Source organism: Halorhabdus sp. BNX81, from assembly GCF_029229925.1.
In the GTDB taxonomy this organism is placed as follows: Archaea; Halobacteriota; Halobacteria; order Halobacteriales; family Haloarculaceae; genus Halorhabdus.
In genome coordinates, this window is record NZ_CP107254.1 from 483,152 (window position 1) to 499,470 (window position 16,319).

General features: G+C 56.7%; 12 protein-coding genes and 1 pseudogene. 4 read left to right on the plus strand and 9 right to left on the minus strand.

All coding sequences use genetic code 11. The features are described from left to right. Positions 1–219: 219 nt before the first annotated feature. The 6 genes from HBNXHr_RS02365 to HBNXHr_RS02390 all read right to left on the minus strand — a co-directional run bounded on the left by HBNXHr_RS02365 (position 220) and on the right by HBNXHr_RS02390 (position 7,253). A complete protein-coding gene (locus tag HBNXHr_RS02365; protein ID WP_275883017.1) occupies positions 220–1,293 on the minus strand; it encodes a hypothetical protein in 1,074 nt (357 codons plus the stop codon). Positions 1,294–1,505: 212 nt separating this feature from the next. Continuing rightward, on the minus strand, positions 1,506–2,471 hold the full coding sequence (locus HBNXHr_RS02370) for a UDP-glucuronic acid decarboxylase family protein (RefSeq protein ID WP_275883018.1): 966 nt from the start codon (positions 2,469–2,471) through the stop codon (positions 1,506–1,508). Continuing rightward, entirely contained in the window at positions 2,464–3,342 is an 879-nt protein-coding gene (galU, locus tag HBNXHr_RS02375) for a UTP--glucose-1-phosphate uridylyltransferase GalU (protein ID WP_275883019.1), read from the minus strand. Before galU ends, HBNXHr_RS02370 begins: the two co-directional genes overlap by 8 nt. Before the next feature lie 26 nt (positions 3,343–3,368). After that, entirely contained in the window at positions 3,369–5,162 is a 1,794-nt protein-coding gene (locus HBNXHr_RS02380) for an ABC transporter ATP-binding protein (RefSeq protein ID WP_275883020.1), read from the minus strand. A gap of 70 nt (positions 5,163–5,232) precedes the next feature. After that, positions 5,233–6,195: a GDP-L-fucose synthase gene (locus HBNXHr_RS02385; RefSeq protein WP_275883021.1), complete on the minus strand. Its 963-nt coding sequence runs from the start codon at positions 6,193–6,195 to the stop codon at positions 5,233–5,235. Beyond that, complete coding sequence (locus HBNXHr_RS02390) at positions 6,192–7,253, minus strand: GDP-mannose 4,6-dehydratase (RefSeq protein ID WP_275883022.1); 1,062 nt, start codon at positions 7,251–7,253, stop codon at positions 6,192–6,194. The genes HBNXHr_RS02385 and HBNXHr_RS02390 overlap by 4 nt, the downstream gene beginning before the upstream one ends. Positions 7,254–7,540: 287 nt before the next feature. Between HBNXHr_RS02390 and HBNXHr_RS02395 the strand changes: the two genes are divergently transcribed. Continuing rightward, positions 7,541–8,761 carry a glycosyltransferase family 39 protein gene (locus HBNXHr_RS02395; RefSeq protein WP_275883023.1) on the plus strand — a complete coding sequence of 407 codons (1,221 nt, stop codon included), beginning with the start codon at positions 7,541–7,543 and terminating at the stop codon, positions 8,759–8,761. 6 nt (positions 8,762–8,767) lie between these two features. Here the strand turns inward: HBNXHr_RS02395 and HBNXHr_RS02400 are convergent, their stop codons facing one another. Further along, the gene (locus HBNXHr_RS02400) at positions 8,768–9,934 is read right to left on the minus strand and encodes a glycosyltransferase family 4 protein (protein WP_275883024.1); all 1,167 of its coding nucleotides are present in this window, start codon (positions 9,932–9,934) and stop codon (positions 8,768–8,770) included. Between the two features lie 151 nt (positions 9,935–10,085). Here HBNXHr_RS02400 and HBNXHr_RS02405 point away from each other — a divergent pair, with 151 nt between their 5' ends. From HBNXHr_RS02405 to HBNXHr_RS02415, 3 genes are read left to right on the plus strand one after another with little or no spacing between them, the layout of a single operon-like run. Continuing rightward, complete coding sequence (locus HBNXHr_RS02405; RefSeq protein ID WP_275883025.1) at positions 10,086–10,928, plus strand: glycosyltransferase; 843 nt, start codon at positions 10,086–10,088, stop codon at positions 10,926–10,928. A gap of 53 nt (positions 10,929–10,981) precedes the next feature. Next, positions 10,982–11,788 carry a glycosyltransferase family 2 protein gene (locus HBNXHr_RS02410; RefSeq protein ID WP_275883026.1) on the plus strand — a complete coding sequence of 269 codons (807 nt, stop codon included), beginning with the start codon at positions 10,982–10,984 and terminating at the stop codon, positions 11,786–11,788. After that, entirely contained in the window at positions 11,785–13,005 is a 1,221-nt protein-coding gene (locus HBNXHr_RS02415) for an O-antigen ligase family protein (RefSeq protein WP_275883027.1), read from the plus strand. Before HBNXHr_RS02410 ends, HBNXHr_RS02415 begins: the two co-directional genes overlap by 4 nt. A gap of 353 nt (positions 13,006–13,358) precedes the next feature. On the opposite strand, the gene HBNXHr_RS02420 is transcribed toward HBNXHr_RS02415, so the two are convergent. Together HBNXHr_RS02420 and HBNXHr_RS02425 are read right to left on the minus strand one after the other, a co-directional pair. Further along, entirely contained in the window at positions 13,359–15,773 is a 2,415-nt protein-coding gene (locus tag HBNXHr_RS02420) for an STT3 domain-containing protein (protein ID WP_275883028.1), read from the minus strand. Between the two features lie 53 nt (positions 15,774–15,826). Next, positions 15,827–16,138: pseudogene (locus tag HBNXHr_RS02425) on the minus strand (DUF234 domain-containing protein); the annotation flags it as partial. Positions 16,139–16,319 lie beyond the last annotated feature (181 nt).

Below are 16,319 nucleotides of genomic sequence, written 5' to 3' on the forward strand. Positions count from 1 at the left end.
CATATGTACAACTATTCGAGTGAAGCCACCGGATTGAATCACCAACCTTCCAGTAATTTAAGCTTTGAGTAAGTGTGTGTGTGTCTGTGTGTCTTCTCCTTTCCGGGAGATGAGTTTCAGGGGTTGCCTTTGATGAACTGGTGTTGGCCGCCGGGCACCACCGGTACTATATTTTGAACTACTAGGCTCAACATTGCCCACAACCTGACAACTACAGCGTCAATATTCACCAAAAGCGGGGGGTTTCGATAACCCGATGGGAACGTACCGACCACCTGCAGTTTCATATGTCATATACCCTAACTGATCAAGCTGTTTGGCAACCCTTTGCGAATCGATATTTGATACCTGCCGGGGTGGAGTAGTTGTAACCTGCTTTCGTTCGTCATACGGTACTTCCAGCCACGGGACAGTACGAAGTTCAGGAACATATTGCGTCTTGAGATGGCCGTATTTTCGTGGCGAAAAGACCGCGCTCGAATCTCCCAAAAGTTCCCCGTGGTCGGCAGTGATAACTGTTTTCCCCTTCAAATGGGGTAGTAATTTCTCCACGTATTCCAATACGAGTTTTAGGTTTTCACGGTATATCGTTTGTATCTTTTCTTGTGAAATATACCCGGCCTCAGCTGCCCACATTAAGTCGGGATACATGCGTTTAGGATCATTATTGGATTCATTGAGCCGCTGGAACCCGATATTCTCATTCTCATTTAGACTTTGCCTTAGTGTTCGAGCCGTTTCGCCAAAATACGGACCATGTGGCTGCATGAAATGAATTATACATCGCTTATTTTCGTATTGTTCATACACGTCAGAAACAACATCGAACACATGTTCAGGATGAAAACACTCCTGATTGCGCTCTACATCAGGTTCCCACTCTTTCCCGTAAGTTCGCAAAACGTCGTGGAAAACCCCTCCATCTAGCGTCATATCTGTATGTGGATTTGATGAAATGTATACTGTGTCGTGTAGTTCTCGTCCATTGAATGTTTTCTCGATAAACTGGCTCGTTCGTGAGGCTACCGAGATAACTTCATCTAGGTCTCCTTCTATTTCTTGAATTGAATCGAAAACATCGTATCGGCAGGCATCAAGAAGGATCAAGTTGTCCCAGTCTTCAGTGACAATATCTGTTCCTGGACCATATTTCCGAAGAAAAATCGGTTTGTCGACCCGTTCGTGGGCTATTTGAAGAATAGATTCGGCCTTCTGGTTCAGTATATTTCGTAGGAGTTCCGGGTTATTCATTCCCTTTTTGAATTTGCGGAGTAGATTTGGATTTGGGGTCATTGGTTCTAGACTGAGGTTATCGCTTTAACAGTATATCTATGGTATCTGGGTAGTGTTTAGATAACTTGGTTCCATACGAACGGGAAGGGGCGGACCTAATTGCCGACGTATATACCGGATATACACAACCAGAAGTCGATGGTCGAACTTTTTTGGAACACTGTGGGGACAATTTGGATATATACACATCTTAAGCTCAATATGATTGAATTCTATTTGCAAATTTCGTCTTGTTGGTCTCTCTGATGCGACTTCTTTGCAATATCTACTTTCGTCCGTTCGATCCCTTCACGGAGCGGAATCGACGGTTCCCAGTCAAGATGCTCACGTGCTTTCGAGAGATCGGGCTTCCGGATGTCTGGGTCCTGTTCTGGACGCCCTTCGTAGACAATATCGCTATCGCTGTCGGTCACATCGATGACGACCTCCGCTAAGTCTTGGATCGTCCGTTCGTCGGGATTCCCGATATTGATCGGTGTTTGTACGTCCGCATCCATCAACGCCCGAAGCCCTGCGATGAGGTCGGAAACGTAGCAGAAACTCCGCGTTTGACTCCCGTCACCGTGAACGGTCAGCGGTTCGCTCTCCAGTGCTTGCCGGAGAAAGGTCGGCACGACACGCCCGTCGTCGAGTCGCATCCGGGGACCATATGTATTGAAAACCCGCGCGACACGGACGTCAAGATCGTGTTGGTCGCGATAGGACCGAATCAGCGACTCTGCGTAGCGTTTCGATTCGTCGTAACAGGATCGCGGGCCGTACGGATCGACGTTTCCGCGGTAGTCTTCGGGCTGGGGATTGACTTCCGGATCGCCGTACACTTCGCTAGTAGAGGTAAACAGGTACTTTGCGTCCTTTTCTTTCGCCAGTCCGAGGGTCTTGTGTGTGCCGAGCGCACCGACCTTTAGTGTCTTGATTGGATGGTCCTGGTAGAACACCGGCGAGGCGAGGCTCGCTAGATGACAGACCCAGTCAACGTTACCCGTCACGTGGACGAACTCGGTTACGTCGTGTTCATAGAACGTAAATCGATCATGATGGAAAAACCCGTCCAGATTCTCCGTTCGACCGCTCACCAGGTTATCCATCGCGATGACTTCGTGACCGTCTTTGAGTAGTGATTCACACAGATGCGAACCGAGAAAGCCCGCCCCGCCGGTAACGACAATCCTAGCCATCGGTTTCCAATTGGGCCTGTAGTACGTCTCGGACGGCCGTGTTCATTTCACCTTCGTCGTGTTCCAATGCCATCTCGACGTTTGCCTCAAGCCAGTCAATGAGCGTCCCGATGTCGAAGCGGTCGCCTTCCAGCGGGAGGCCCCGTACGTGATCGAGCTTCCGAATCGCGTCGGTAAGCTGCAGTTCACCCCCGACGCCTGGTTCGGTCGCTTCTAGTGTTTGGAAGATTTCGGGCGGCAGCACATACCTGCCTGTGATCGCGAGGTTCGATGGTGCGGCTTCTTGAGAAGGTTTTTCGACGAAGTCTGCGACCGGAAAGGACTGTCTGTCCGAGGAAGCTGTCGATTCGATGTCGGCTACTCCGTAAGCCGGAACGTCTTCCCAGGGAACCTCTTCGAGCGAGACCATGGCACTTTCGCAACCTTCGGCGGCTTCGACGAGTCGTGCAGTACACGAGCGCTCGCTCTGGACGATCGTATCGCCGAGCAATAACGCGAAGGGTTCGTCCCCGACATGTTTCCGAGCGTAAAGAACGGCGTCACCGAGTCCGTTACGCTCTTTCTGGCGGATGTAGTGAATGTCGGCGATATCGGCGATATGCTGGACGCGATCCAGTCGTTCGTCTTTTCCTGACCGGCGCAGTTCGTGTTCGAGTTCGTACGATTTGTCGAAATGTCGTTCGATCGCTTGCTTTCCCCGACCAGTGATAATCAACAGATCGTCGATTCCGGCAGCGACCGCTTCTTCGACTACGTATTGAATTGTCGGCTTATCCAGCACGGGCATCATTTCCTTCGGCTGGGCCTTCGTGACAGGGAGAAACCGGGTTCCGAATCCGGCAGCCGGTATTACGGCGGTTGTCACTTCCATGGGGGTCTTTACACTGAACGCCGTTATCAGGCTTTGCCTTGCTGCGTATACAGCCGCGCATAGGTGCCATCGTTTTTCAGTAGCTCTTCGTGGCCACCAGCTTCCACGATGTGGCCGTCTTCAAGCGCGAAGATACGATCCGCGTTTTTGACGGTCGAGAGCCGGTGCGCGATGACGATCAGCGTTCGTTCGCGTTCCATCGATTCGATCGCCTGCTGGATGTCGTGTTCGATTTCTGTATCGAGATCGCTGGTCGCTTCGTCCAACACGAGTAGATCCGCATCAGTCAGCAGGGCGCGAGCGAGTGCGACGCGTTGGCGCTGTCCGCCCGATAGTCGCACTCCGTCATCACCGAGGTCAGTTTGATATCCGTTCGGAAGATCCTCGAGGAATTCAGTAACCTGTGCCAGTTCACAGGCCCGCTGAACCTCCGCGTCGGTCGCTGACCGGTCTCCGACCGTTATGTTTCGACGGAGCGTCTCGTTAAAGATATAGGGGTGTTGGCGAACTACTGCGACTTGTTTACGCCACTTCGTCACATCGAACCGACTGATGTCTATATCGGACGCAGTAATGTTGCCTTCCTCTGGTTCGTATAGTCGGGCGAGAAGTGAGATGATCGTCGATTTCCCAGCACCGGAGGGACCGACAAACGCGACAAATTCGCCGGGGTCGATGTGCAACGAGATATTTTTGAGCACTCTTTCGTCGTGATTGTATGAGAAGGATACCTCGTTGAATCCGATGCTACCGACGCTATCCGGGAGTTCTTTGTCTCCTCCCATCGGTTCGCGGTTTCGTTCAAGCTTTGTAAGGAAACGCTTGGTACGAACGAGATGAGGCAGATCAACGCTGAGATGATACAGCAGATTGTTCAGGGTACTTACTCGTGGACCCAGCCGGAACAGAGCAAACAGGAACACACCCAGTGATCCGAGCGACAGTGATGGATTTTGCAGGCCAATATAGATCAAGACGAAAATCATAATCGCTGTCAACAGCTGATAGAAGTTGCGTATTGCGGCCTTGTTCCTGGTTGATTTCACTCTCGCGGTGCGAAACTGGGTCACAGCGTCCTCGAAAACGTCGATCAATTCCGGACGAAGGCCGAACAGCTTTACATCACGGATTCCCTGTGTACCAGCCTGTGCCGCGGATTGGATACGTTCGTTTGCGTCCGCGACACGGTCACCGATTTCATATCCCGACTCCAGAACGCGATCGAATCCGACCGATAGTACGGCGAAAACGGCCCCTGCAGCCAGTGTTAATATCGGTGCGAACGCAAGTGCGATCCCGAAGTACATCACAGCAAGCAGTCCCTGCTCAACGATTCTGAGCGTTGTCTGTAGTGACCGTCCAGCGTACTCGGCCTGTGTCACGATCGCGTTGAGTATATCGTCCGACCCCTCCTGATCGAAGTACGCGATCTTGGCCACCGTTGCTTGTTCGAACGCCCGCTGTTGTAAGTGCGCGGTGTAGTACGTCTCCATCGCCCCGCGGAGCCATCCGACAAGGAAACTCGATGTGTACCGGATCGACATGATGATTGCGACGCCGACGACCAGATACGCCATTGTGAAGGGCACGTCGAGCGCGAGATAGACGTCGGCGAACAGACCGAGCACGCCTGACGCCGTTTCCGGATCGGTTGACCCACGGGCGAGCTCGATGATCGGAAGGATGAATCCGAGGCCGATGCCCTCGAGAACTGCTGCGACGACGCTGATTAGGACCACTCCCGTCGCTAACTTCGGACGATACCGCATCGCGTCGAAAAGCGCAGCCAGCTTCGTTCGCCAGTGGATCTCGCCGTCCATCTATTCCAGTACTGTATCGTACGGCTGTGTCCATTAAACCCATTCGATCAGGCAATCTCAGCGCCTTGAATTACTTCTCGATGGGCCGGACTGCTTCGTACCATTCGATCGTCCGACGCAGTCCCTCCTCGAAGTCGGTCGTCGCTTCCCAGTCAAAGCGCTCTTTTGCACGCGACGTGTCGAGTCGTCGCCGTGGTTGGCCGTCCGGCTTCGACGTGTCCCATTCAATATCACCGTCAAAACCAGTCAAATCAGCAATCAGCTCAACAAGTTCCCTGATGCTGATCTCCATCCCGCTACCCAGGTTTACGGGATCGCTCTCGTCGTAGCGCTCGGCCGCGTCAAGGATCCCCGCCGCGGCGTCTTTCACGTACAAAAATTCCCTGGTTGGCTCTCCACTTCCCCAGGCTGTAATCGAGTCGTCTCCCCGTTCCCGGGCTTCGATACACTTCCTGATGATCGCGGGGATAACATGGGCGGTCTCGATGTCGAAGTCGTCACCTGGCCCGTAGAGATTGACCGGGAGTAAGTAGATGCTGTTAAACCCCCACTGTTTTCGGTACGCACGCGATTGAGTGAGCAAGGCTTTCTTCGCGATGCCATATGGGGCGTTGGTTTCCTCGGGGTATCCTTCATAGAGGTCCGTCTCGCTGAACGGGACTGGCGTATGCTTGGGATAGGCACAGATAGTTCCCAGGATTGTACACTTCTCGACATCGAACTGGCGGGCCAGTTCTAACAGCTCGATTCCCATGACTGCGTTGTCATAGAAGTACTGGCCAGGATTGGCTCGATTTGCACCGATACCGCCGACGGTCGCTGCGAGGTGGATCACCGTGTCCGCTTTCGAGTCGGACAGCGCCCGGCGGATATTTGCCCGTTCCCGGAGGTCGTACTCGTTGCTGTCCGGGACGAACACCGACACCGTCTCCGAGCGCGAACGCAGTTCTTCGATCAGGTGGCTACCGAGGAACCCGCTTCCACCAGTCACCATAACGGTCTTGCCATCCCAGAACGTGGTTGGTTCGCTCATCGCCAGTCCACCCGGCCGTCCCACTTCGATGGGTTGTTGGCATACCACGCGATCGTCCGACGGATCCCCTCCCGCCATGAAACGTTCGGCTCCCAACCGGTCTCGTCGTGAAGTTTTTCGTACCCGACTAGCAACTCTTCGACGTCACTGTCGCCCGGACGATATCTGTCTTCCGTCTGGACGATCTCGGGCTCGTCCCAGTATCCTTCTTCGGCACCGACTTCGAGGATCGTATTCGTCCACTTCCGCATCGAGATGTTCTCACCGTAGCCGTAGACGTACTCCTCGCCGGGATTTCCATCCAGAGCGACGTGCATGTGCCCTCGAACGCCATCGGAGACGAAACACATGTCTCGTTTGGGCGTGAGGTTGCCAAGCTCGATGATATCTCGTTCTAGGGCCTGTGTGATGATCGTCCCTGTAATGTATCGGGGGTTCTGTCGTGGCCCGTAGTTGTTGAACATTCGTGTGGTTACGCCGGGCAGGCCATAGGCGTCATGATAGTTCATCGTCAGAAAGTCCGCGGCGAGTTTCGAGGTTGCGTAGATCGACTTCGGATTGACCGGCGACCGTTCGTTGAGGAGAACCTGGCCGTCGTCGTGGTAATCATGCTTGTCAGCCATTCGGCTGTCGACGTTTCCGTATTCTTCGGAAGTGCCTGCCGTATCAAACTTTGCGATGTCGAGGTCCAGATCGACGATACTTTGCAGGAGATTTAGCGTGCCAACGACGTTGGTATCGATTGTTTCGTATGGCCGGTCCCAAGAGTCGCCGACGTGAGCCTGCGCCGCGAGGTGGAAGATGATTGTTTCGGAGAAGTCAGCTAGCACTGAGAGAGCCTCCTTGACAGAATGAGCGTCCCGGAGATCCCCCCGATGGATCGTGATCGAATCACGCAAGTGCCGAATATTCCGGAGCTCGCCACTCGATGTCGCACGGACGAACACGTGGACGTTAGCGCCAAATTCGACAAGTTGTTCGGTGAGATGTGACCCGACGAACCCGTCGGCGCCGGTTATAAATACCGGGCGATCGGCGAATCGACGTTCGACATTCATATCTCTCAGAAACACGTGAGAGCCGTTAGTAATTTCCGATCATTTGCGTCTGCTACGTATACCATCAACTCTCTGTGTGTAGTCTTGAGAGGGTCGCTGCTGCTCCGGTGTTTTCGGTTAACTCAACAAGGTAGAGACTATAGACGGCGATATGGTCCAAGTACAGGAATCAAGACTGCCGGAGTACTCAATCCTCGGTGGGATACCGATTCCGCTTAGCTGAATACGTTACCCAAGCAATAGAAACATTCTATATTGTCCCACTGATTCGCTGATGTGATATCACAGTGGCCGACATTTACCAGTCGACGAAAGATCGGTTTCGAGACAATCCGTGGCTCTATCCGACCGCCGTATTTGCCCTCGCGCTGGTCGCCCGTTTCGGCTACTTATCGCGCATTCTCCAGGGATCGTATGGTATCCGAACACCACCAGATACGAACACTTTCCTCCGGACTTGCGACGTTCTCTTCACTGATCCGACCGCTATTGTCGCTCAGACAAAAGGAATCCAATATCTCGGATTTACCGTGCCTTTCTGTACTGTCGACCAACTCTCAGGAGGGAGCGGGCTTGCCTGGGTCCTCGTCCAGATCGTCCTCTCCGCCATCACTGCCGTGCTGGTCTATCATATAGCGAAACAACTCGCCAACGAGATTGCAGGCCTCGTCGCTGGCTTCTCTTTTGCCATCTTGTTCGATACGTTTCGATTCGCCATGTTTCTGCTCTCCGAGACCGTGTTTACGTTCGCCCTCGTGCTCTCGATCTGGGCGCTCGTCCAGTACCGGGTGACCCCGACACGACGGGCCAGGGTATCGGTAATCATTAGCCTCGGCCTTCTTGCCATCTCGAGGCCGTTCGGGCCACCGATCGTCGCCGGCTGGATCCTGTTGGAGGCACTGCCACGAGAAAGCAAGTACCGGACTGGCTTCCTTCCCCGACCGATCGCGATCGCTACGCTCGTGGCCATCCCTGTGGTGATGTTTCTGTTTTCGAGTGCACCGTCGAAGTTGGTACAGATTGAGCGCGGGTGGCGGGAGGGATGGATCATGTACAAAGGAAAATCGAACTTCATCATCACGGAATACGCATATTCGCCACGATCGGCCGGATCACTTCTGGCGTTCATCGTTTTCAACGTCGATCATATCGTGATCCTGGGTGTCGTGCGGACGCTGGTACTTTTTGTTCCGCTGATCGGCGGGGGCGGATTTAGCCCGTTCTGGACGGCACTCAATGTAGCTGTCCTCGGTCCACTAACTGTCCTCGGGTTTTATGGACTGCTTCGAGGTCGACAGTCACATCCTGCTCTCCTTTCGGTCGTCGCGATACCGCTCGTCGTCGTTGTCGGTATCGTGGCTATCACGTTTGTGAGTCTTTCGTGGCGGTACCGTGCGCCGCTGGGGCCGGTGCTCGCCATCATCGCCGGGTATGTAGTTGGTACGAACACCCGCGTCCAGAACACAATCACTTGGGTAGATGAACGCGTAACTTCCCAGTTGCAATAGACTCCCTCAACGCTCCTTGATTACGCGTTTCTCTCGTAGTGCTTTTCCAACCAGATTGAGCACCTTCGTTTGCTCTCGTTCCCAGTTGTATTGTTCTTCCAGCGCACGACGACCGTGCTGACCTAGCTCACGCGCTCGATCCGGGTCCGCGAGGAGCGATTCGATTCCGTCGGCCACTGCCTCCACATCGCCGGTGTCCACTGTGATCCCGCAACCAGTTTCCTCGATGATCTCCGGAAATCCACCGAAATTCGGTGCTACAACGGGCAGGCCGGCATTCATGTAGTCCGGGATCTTCCGTGTATTCCACCGCGATATTTCGTACACCTCGAGGCGCTGGTACGGTGCCACGGCGATATCGCCCCGGAGCAAGTGGTCGTGTACCTCGTCGTAGGGTACCTGACCAACGAATTCGACATCGTCGGAGACGCCGAGTTCACTAGCGCGCTCTTGCAGTCGTTCCAGCGTATCGTCGACAGCGCCGCCGACGACCAGCAATTCGATATTGTGATCGGGATGGATGTCGGAGAAGGCCTCCAACAGCGTTGGAACGCCTTTTCGTTCATCTACCAGACCAGCATAAACAATCGTCGTCGGTCCATCAGTCCCTTCCTGCTCAGGTGCTGGCTTTACACGTGGTAAATTATAGACGACATCCATGTTGTCGGTAAAGCCGCGATAGCGTTCGGCGAGCAGCCCCTCCGCAGTGTCGATGACGGTAATGCCTGCGACGCCGCGTAGACAGAGCCGTTCGATACCGGTGACCAGCGTCGTAAAGGGGCCTGCCAGTACCGAGTCCCGACTTCGATAGCCCGTCTCGTAGGTCTCGACGACGTCGTAGACGACCGGCGTTCGAGTCAGCAGCCCGAGGAGTACGGCAAGTGGCAATAGTGATATGTGTCCACAGAGTAGAACGTCTGGTTGTCGGCGATAGATCGCTACCACGAATTTACAGTAGAGTATCGGGATGAAAAACACGTTCCACAGCGACATGGGGAAATTCGGCGTGTTGATACGGGTGGTCGGCACAACGTCGCCTTCGGCGTTTGATGCCCCACCGCGCCTCCAGCACAGGGCCTCGACATTGTGCCCATCGTCCACCAACGCCTGTGCGAACAGTTCTAGACGAGGATTGAGCGTCGACCGGTGGAACAGTGCGAGCACAGATGCCATTCGAAGTATGCTCTACAACGGGGAGAATTAGGATTTGGGTTTTGAGTCAACCGTTGCTTGGCCGAGATAAGTCGCCATAGTTTAATCCCATCGCTGTGATATTCGAAACGCACAGACCAACCGTCGATTTCCCACGGTCGAGATCCCAAAGATGGCAGATGACCACCCTCCGTTTTCAGTTCTCCTACCGACCTACGCCGGCGACGACGCCGGAGAGCTCTCGGTCGCGCTTGAGAGTTGCTTCGACCAACCCCTCGTTCCCGAGGAGGTACTCGTCGTTGCGGACGGCTCCCTCACCGATGCACTCGAATCCACGCTTTCGACCTGGCAAGACCGCTATCCCAACGTTTGCCGACGTTATTCCCTTCCCGAGAACAGTGGCCTTGGAAATGCCCTCCGGGAGGGCGTCAAAGCCTGTCGTAACGATCTAATCGCCCGTGCCGACGCCGACGATATCAACGTTGCCGGCCGGTTCGAACGCCAGGTGACCTACCTAACGGAACACCCAGATATCGACATCGTAGGGGGCTATATCGCGGAGTTCGAGTGCGATCCCGACGATCCGGTGACTGTCAGAGAGGTACCGACCGATCACGACTCGATTCGCCGGAAGGCTCGCTTTCGCAGTCCAATGAACCACGGGACCGTTTGCTTTCGCCGCCAGGCCGTTCTCGAGGCGGGTAATTACCGGCCTGTCGTGCGGATGGAAGATTACGACCTCTGGGTCCGAATGCTCCTCTCGGGTGCGTCGTTCGCGAACCTCCCGGCGGTACTGGTGAAGGTTCGGGCCGGGCCGGCGATGGCTGCACGACGAGGGGGTCTCGAGTACGCTCGCGCCGAAGTTAGACGTCAAATCGAATTCTATCGACGCGGGTTCACGAGTCTGCCGGTCTTCCTGTTCAACCTTGCTACCAGGACTGTCTTTCGATTCTTGCCGAACGCCGTCCGGTCCGCGATCTATCGCCATGTCGCTAGACGAGACGCTGATGGCTGATTTAGCAGACACCGAACCGAATCGTTATGCGCTTTCGGTGTTCAACCCAGTACATGAGCGATCCGGCGGTGAGCGTAATCACGCCGTCCTACCAGCACGCCGAATTCCTGGCGGACAACCTTCGATCCGTGCGCTCCCAAACGGGCCCATCCGTTGAACACATCGTCGTCGACGGCGGCTCGACCGATGCCACCGTCAACCTCCTCCGCAAGTTCGAAGACGACTACGATCTCCGCTGGATTTCCGAACCGGACGACGGTCAGTCCGAAGCTATCAACAAGGGGATCGAGATGGCCAACGGCGAGTGGCTCATCTGGGTAAACTCCGACGACTACCTTCTGGAGGGGGCCCTTGAGACATTTGCAGATGTCCGTGACCGCAACCCCACCTGTGACATTGTGTACGGTGATCACCTCTTCGTCGATGCCGACGGGAACGAGATCGGCCGGAAGTACAACGCCCGGCCGTCGACGTTCGTCCACAAGTATTACTACCAGTTCGCCGGCAACCACAGCACGTTTTTCAAGCGCGACGTTCTGGAATCGATCGGCGGTATCGACGAGAGCTACGAGTACGCCATGGACACGGAACTGTTCTGGCGGATCCTTGACGCCGACATCAGGATGGCGCGAGTCACGGCGTTTCTCGCCGCGCGTCGACTTCACGAGGACGCCAAGACGACAGGTTCTCCACCGGAGGAACGAACTGCCGAGATCAAGCGGCTCGAACGCCAGTATCCACAGACCAGAATCGAACGACTGCTCCCACGCCCGTTCCTCATTGTCACCGCCGCTTGTCTCCAGGCGTGCTATCACCTCCTCGATGGGCGGCCGCAGGCCATCCCGTCCATGCTTTCATGACCTGGAACCGTCCCCAGATTCTCTTTAGTGCCCTGCTACTCGCTGTCGTCTTTTCGGTCCAATTTCCCGTCCCTGGCGTCGGTTCCCAGTTTGTTTCGCTCAACCTCTCTGATCTCGTCGCTTTGGCCATCGTGATTGCTTTCGTCGTTGAGCGCTCGGTTGCTGACGATTGGCATATCTCGATTCCGCTGCCACGAATTACTGCATTGTACATCCTCGCGACTGTCTGGATCGTCATAACAGTCGCTGTTGCAGTCATTAGGGAACCTGTGTCTGTCGTCGCGAGTACCTTCTGGACCCTGAAATGGCTCGAAATTCTGGTCGTGTTCGTTTTGGCTCAGCAATACCGTGATGAGATCGATTGGCGTTCGATCATGTCTCTGCTGATTGGCGCGGCACTGCTCATATCACTCGCTGCGATCGTCGAAACGGCGACGACATCGGGTTGGAACCAGCCGACGGTATTCTGGCACAATCCAAATACTCTTGCCGTATTCCTTGGCCTGCCGAGCTTACTTTGTCTGGCTTTCGGTGCGGTCGAAATACAGCGTCGGCCCCGCGTCGGTGTCCTCTCGCTTGGTCTCGGACTCGTCCTCGTTCTCGGTGTGGGGGCAACGGGGTCTCGATCGGGCGTGATCACGCTCGTCGTCGGTGCGACTGTTGCCGTCATACTTGCCCGACGCAGGATTTCGACGCCACTTCTGCTCGGGACCGCTAGTGGAGGGGTGCTGCTGGGGCTCGGTGGGCTCTGGCTCACTGATAGATTTTATCTCTTTCGCCGGTTCTTTCCGACAATTACACTTCAAGAGGGTGGAATCGTCTTCAGTGGCCCGGGAACAAACGGGCTATACACCCGCTATGAGTTGGTTATCGATGCTATCGGACTGTGGTCACGACAGCCGGTCTTTGGCTATGGCTGGATGGCTTCCCCGGAGAACCCACACGTGGGGTATCTCGACGTTCTCTACTCGCAGTTGCTCGTCGACGTTGGCTTGTTCGGCCTCGTGCTCGTGCTCGCTCTCTACCTTGGAATCGCCCGGGCTTTCATCATCAGGAGAGCGGACTCCTCGCTCGCGCTCTGTGTGACCGGCGCCGGCTGGCTGTTCGGTATGCTTACAGCGGGTATCGGGGGCGCACACGTGCGTGTCCCTCGGCTGATGTTTCTACTGGTAATCATTCTTGCCGCCGCCGCTCATCTCTCCTGCCGGGACCGATAAAGTGACAATAATCCGTTGTATCGGTGGATAGGGATGGAACCTCTCTGTACCCTTCTTTCGGTCGGTGAGGGCAACATCCACTCATAGGTTCAGACACTGGCACGTCTGTTTTTGTATCCCTGTCCCGACAGTGTCTTGAACCGATACCCCAGCCGGAATCTGACTCTTCCAGTTTATTCTCTCGTGGGGACCCCATCTCGGAATCATAATTTTCCATCAGGTATGTTCCCCGCACAGGGCCGCCAAAGGTGACTGGGATGTGTTGGCACGTCTCTACGGATCGTCTCGCCGATGCACGACAATCGCTGCTGCCGATTTCCGGGCGCCCACTCGCTGGCCCCTTTGTGGGGCGGCTACTGGGTATACCCCTCATCGTGGAACGCTGAACGACGCGTCCCGTTTTGAACGTCGTCCTCGGAAACGGTTACGCTGGTGCCTTCAGCTTCGTAGGTTCCTGGCAGTGGGACTGTTTCCCGATAAACACCGTCCGCATCGACGTCCGTCTCCATCGTGATCGAACGCGACTTTCCACCGATCTCCGCTGACACCGCTATCGTCACTGTCGAATTCGCCGGCGCAGGCCCCGTCAACCGGGCCCCAGGGACGAGCGTGAACACTTGCAATGAATCTTCCGAATCAGTCCACACCGCTTGATAATGGCTCGTCTCGATCCCGAACCCGTCACTCCAGAGCTGGTCGTAGATCGTCCCGGCCTGCCCGCCATTGGACATGTCCCCCTCTTGAACAACAACGAACCCGGCGCGATCCTTTAGTCGCTCGTACCACTCTTCGCCATTTTCCGACGCCAGGAACTCCCCGAAGTTCGACTGCGCGTACCCGTAACTCCGGGCTTCCCCGTTCACGAACCAGTTGTACACCCGATTGCGCCCCCACTGGCTGAACACGTAGTTCTCGGGATACTCCCACTCTCGCTCCGCAGAATACTCCCGCATGAACTGCGCTGCCTCGTACATCGACTCGTCGATCAACAATTGCGAGTGCTTGATCGGCGTGTTCAAAATACCGAGTGACCCGACACCCAGTCCGAGCCCCAGCAACGACAACGCCCGACGTCGTTCCGGCATCTCGAGATCGTCCGTCTCCTCGACGTCTTCACCCGAAGCCAACCCCCGACTCCCGGACTCTTCCGACCCGCTGAACGGCCGTGGATACGCCCCCAGATCCACCCACGCAGCCACGTGCACGAACCCCAATCCACCAAAGACCGCCGCAAACAGCGCCAACTGTCCGGCGAACCGAATCTGGATCACTGACAGCAACAGGAACCACCAGCCGTAGACGCCCACGAGCAACCACGCCGGTGCGAATTCCCGGGAACTCCGCCAGAGCGCCCAGCCCATGTATGGCAGCGCGAGGAAGAGCGCGAACCCGAACAGGAAGATCGGCCCGACGATCGACCCCAGCTCACCCGAGACGATCGATGTCGTCTCGGCGATCCCCTCTGTCGAGACCAGGAAGTCCACACCACGCCCGAGTTCGTCGACGAAGTCCGGGAAGAGCGTCCAGACCGCCGCGAACCCGACTCCGCCGATCAGCACTTCACCGCCGAGCAACGACCGGGCCGACACTTCGAACCGCCGGGCGGCTTCCCCCAGTCCAACGAGCACGACGCTCCCGCCCACCAACAACACGGGCGCGAGCGCGACCACCCGCGTGTGCCAGCCCCACTGGGTGTGGGCCGCCAATACCACCAGCGCGGCCAACGCCAGCCCGCTCAGGAAGCCCGCCGCCTCACGAGCGGGCGATCGCCCTGCACGCACCCACGACGGCACTGCCAGCGCCACAAACACGCCCAGCGGCGCGACCAGCAACGGCCCGGCATCCCAGGCGAGCGTCTGGCCCGCCACACCGATCCCCAGGGCCAGCCCCCACGCCCACGTCCGCCAGTTGCGAGTGTCCACCCGATCGCGACCCACCAGCGACACCACCGCCAGCGCCGTCAACGCCAGCCAGGGATAGTCGAAGGCGTGGTGATCCGCGAACCCGAGCCCGGTCCGGAAGGCGTGGCCGGGCATGATCGCCAGCAGCGCCACGGCGGCGATACCGACGCGACGGTCCTCCGTCAATCGCACCGCAAGCACGTACACCAGCAACGCCGTTAGGACCGCCGAGACCACGGGGAACCACGCCAAGACCCCGCCGACGGCCGATGTCCCGCCGAACAGCGTCGAGGCCCACGACACCATCGCGATCATCAGCGGCTCGCCATGGGCGACCTCTTCGGGCAACGACGCGAACACCGAGAAGTCCACCGGCCCGCCACTCGCCTCTATCAGCTGATGCACTAAATACCGGTAGTAGTATGGATCGTTTCCCGAGAGGACGACGTCTTCGCCGCGGAACACCGCCGGCCAGGGTAGCACCCGGAACAGAACCACCAGCGTGAGCGCCCCGACCAGCCCGAGCGTGGCCACCGGCCGCTCGACGCGCAGGTCCGACAGTGACACCTCCTCGAAAATACCCCCTGATCGGTTGCCCGGAGAAGTCCTCGCCGTCCCCTTGTCAGCCTCCTGCTCCACACCGAGCGCCCGCCGAACCCCCTCGCGATCCGCGAACGTGTACTCCCCCTCGCGCTTCTCGACGATACCACGCGAGACCAGCTCGCCGAACGTCCCCGAGTCGAATGGCACGTCCTCATAGGTCCAGGTCTCTGCAGCGGCGTCCACGTCGAGAAGTTCTTCCAAATCGTCCGCAATATCCGGCTTCTCCGCGAGGAGTTCCGTAGTCGTCGCCTCCACGTCAGTCATTACACCCACACGTTCCGCCGGAGTCAATAAAGCCACGGGTCGGGGCGAGTTCGCTACAGTAGTGTCTCGATCTCGTTTAACCCATACAGCGACCAGTTCTCGCCAAGCTCGTCCGGGAGCCCGTCGACGAACCCGCTTTTGGAGAACAGCGCGAACGCCTCCTCACGCGTCTCCGGCCCCCATCGCACACGCTCGGCTTTCTCCCGGAGCTGTGATGCGAGTCCGTGACCGACTGGCTGCGCTGTCCACTTACATTCCGCAAAGAGGATCCGATCGTCCCCGGGAGCGAGTCCGACGATGTCGATCTCGTCTTCGCCGTACCACCACCGCCCGACGTCGGCGTAGGGTCCGAGTTCACCACGGCGATGCAAACGCTGTCTCGAGAGCATCGAGTTCCGCCGTCCGGTCGTAGAAGGTCATACTCTCGATAATGATTACTGCGATAATTTCTTCTAGCTTATTGCTGGTCTCGACGCCAGGTACGTTTGGCGGTATCCCGGACTGATCCAGCCCGCTGTCTCGACGAGCGACACCGCAACTGTGTCG

Bases quoted from the DNA above. Each gene is read 5' to 3' on its own strand.
- HBNXHr_RS02410 (WP_275883026.1), top strand. From the start codon at position 10,982: ATGAGCGATCCGGCGGTGAGCGTAATCACGCCGTCCTACCAGCACGCC.
- HBNXHr_RS02370 (WP_275883018.1), bottom strand. From the start codon at position 2,471: ATGGCTAGGATTGTCGTTACCGGCGGGGCGGGCTTTCTCGGTTCGCAT.
- HBNXHr_RS02390 (WP_275883022.1), bottom strand. From the start codon at position 7,253: ATGAATGTCGAACGTCGATTCGCCGATCGCCCGGTATTTATAACCGGC.
- HBNXHr_RS02385 (WP_275883021.1), bottom strand. From the start codon at position 6,195: ATGAGCGAACCAACCACGTTCTGGGATGGCAAGACCGTTATGGTGACT.
- galU (WP_275883019.1), bottom strand. From the start codon at position 3,342: ATGGAAGTGACAACCGCCGTAATACCGGCTGCCGGATTCGGAACCCGG.
- HBNXHr_RS02415 (WP_275883027.1), top strand. From the start codon at position 11,785: ATGACCTGGAACCGTCCCCAGATTCTCTTTAGTGCCCTGCTACTCGCT.
- HBNXHr_RS02400 (WP_275883024.1), bottom strand. From the start codon at position 9,934: ATGGCATCTGTGCTCGCACTGTTCCACCGGTCGACGCTCAATCCTCGT.
- HBNXHr_RS02405 (WP_275883025.1), top strand. From the start codon at position 10,086: ATGGCAGATGACCACCCTCCGTTTTCAGTTCTCCTACCGACCTACGCC.
- HBNXHr_RS02365 (WP_275883017.1), bottom strand. From the start codon at position 1,293: ATGACCCCAAATCCAAATCTACTCCGCAAATTCAAAAAGGGAATGAAT.
- HBNXHr_RS02420 (WP_275883028.1), bottom strand. From the start codon at position 15,773: ATGACTGACGTGGAGGCGACGACTACGGAACTCCTCGCGGAGAAGCCG.
- HBNXHr_RS02380 (WP_275883020.1), bottom strand. From the start codon at position 5,162: ATGGACGGCGAGATCCACTGGCGAACGAAGCTGGCTGCGCTTTTCGAC.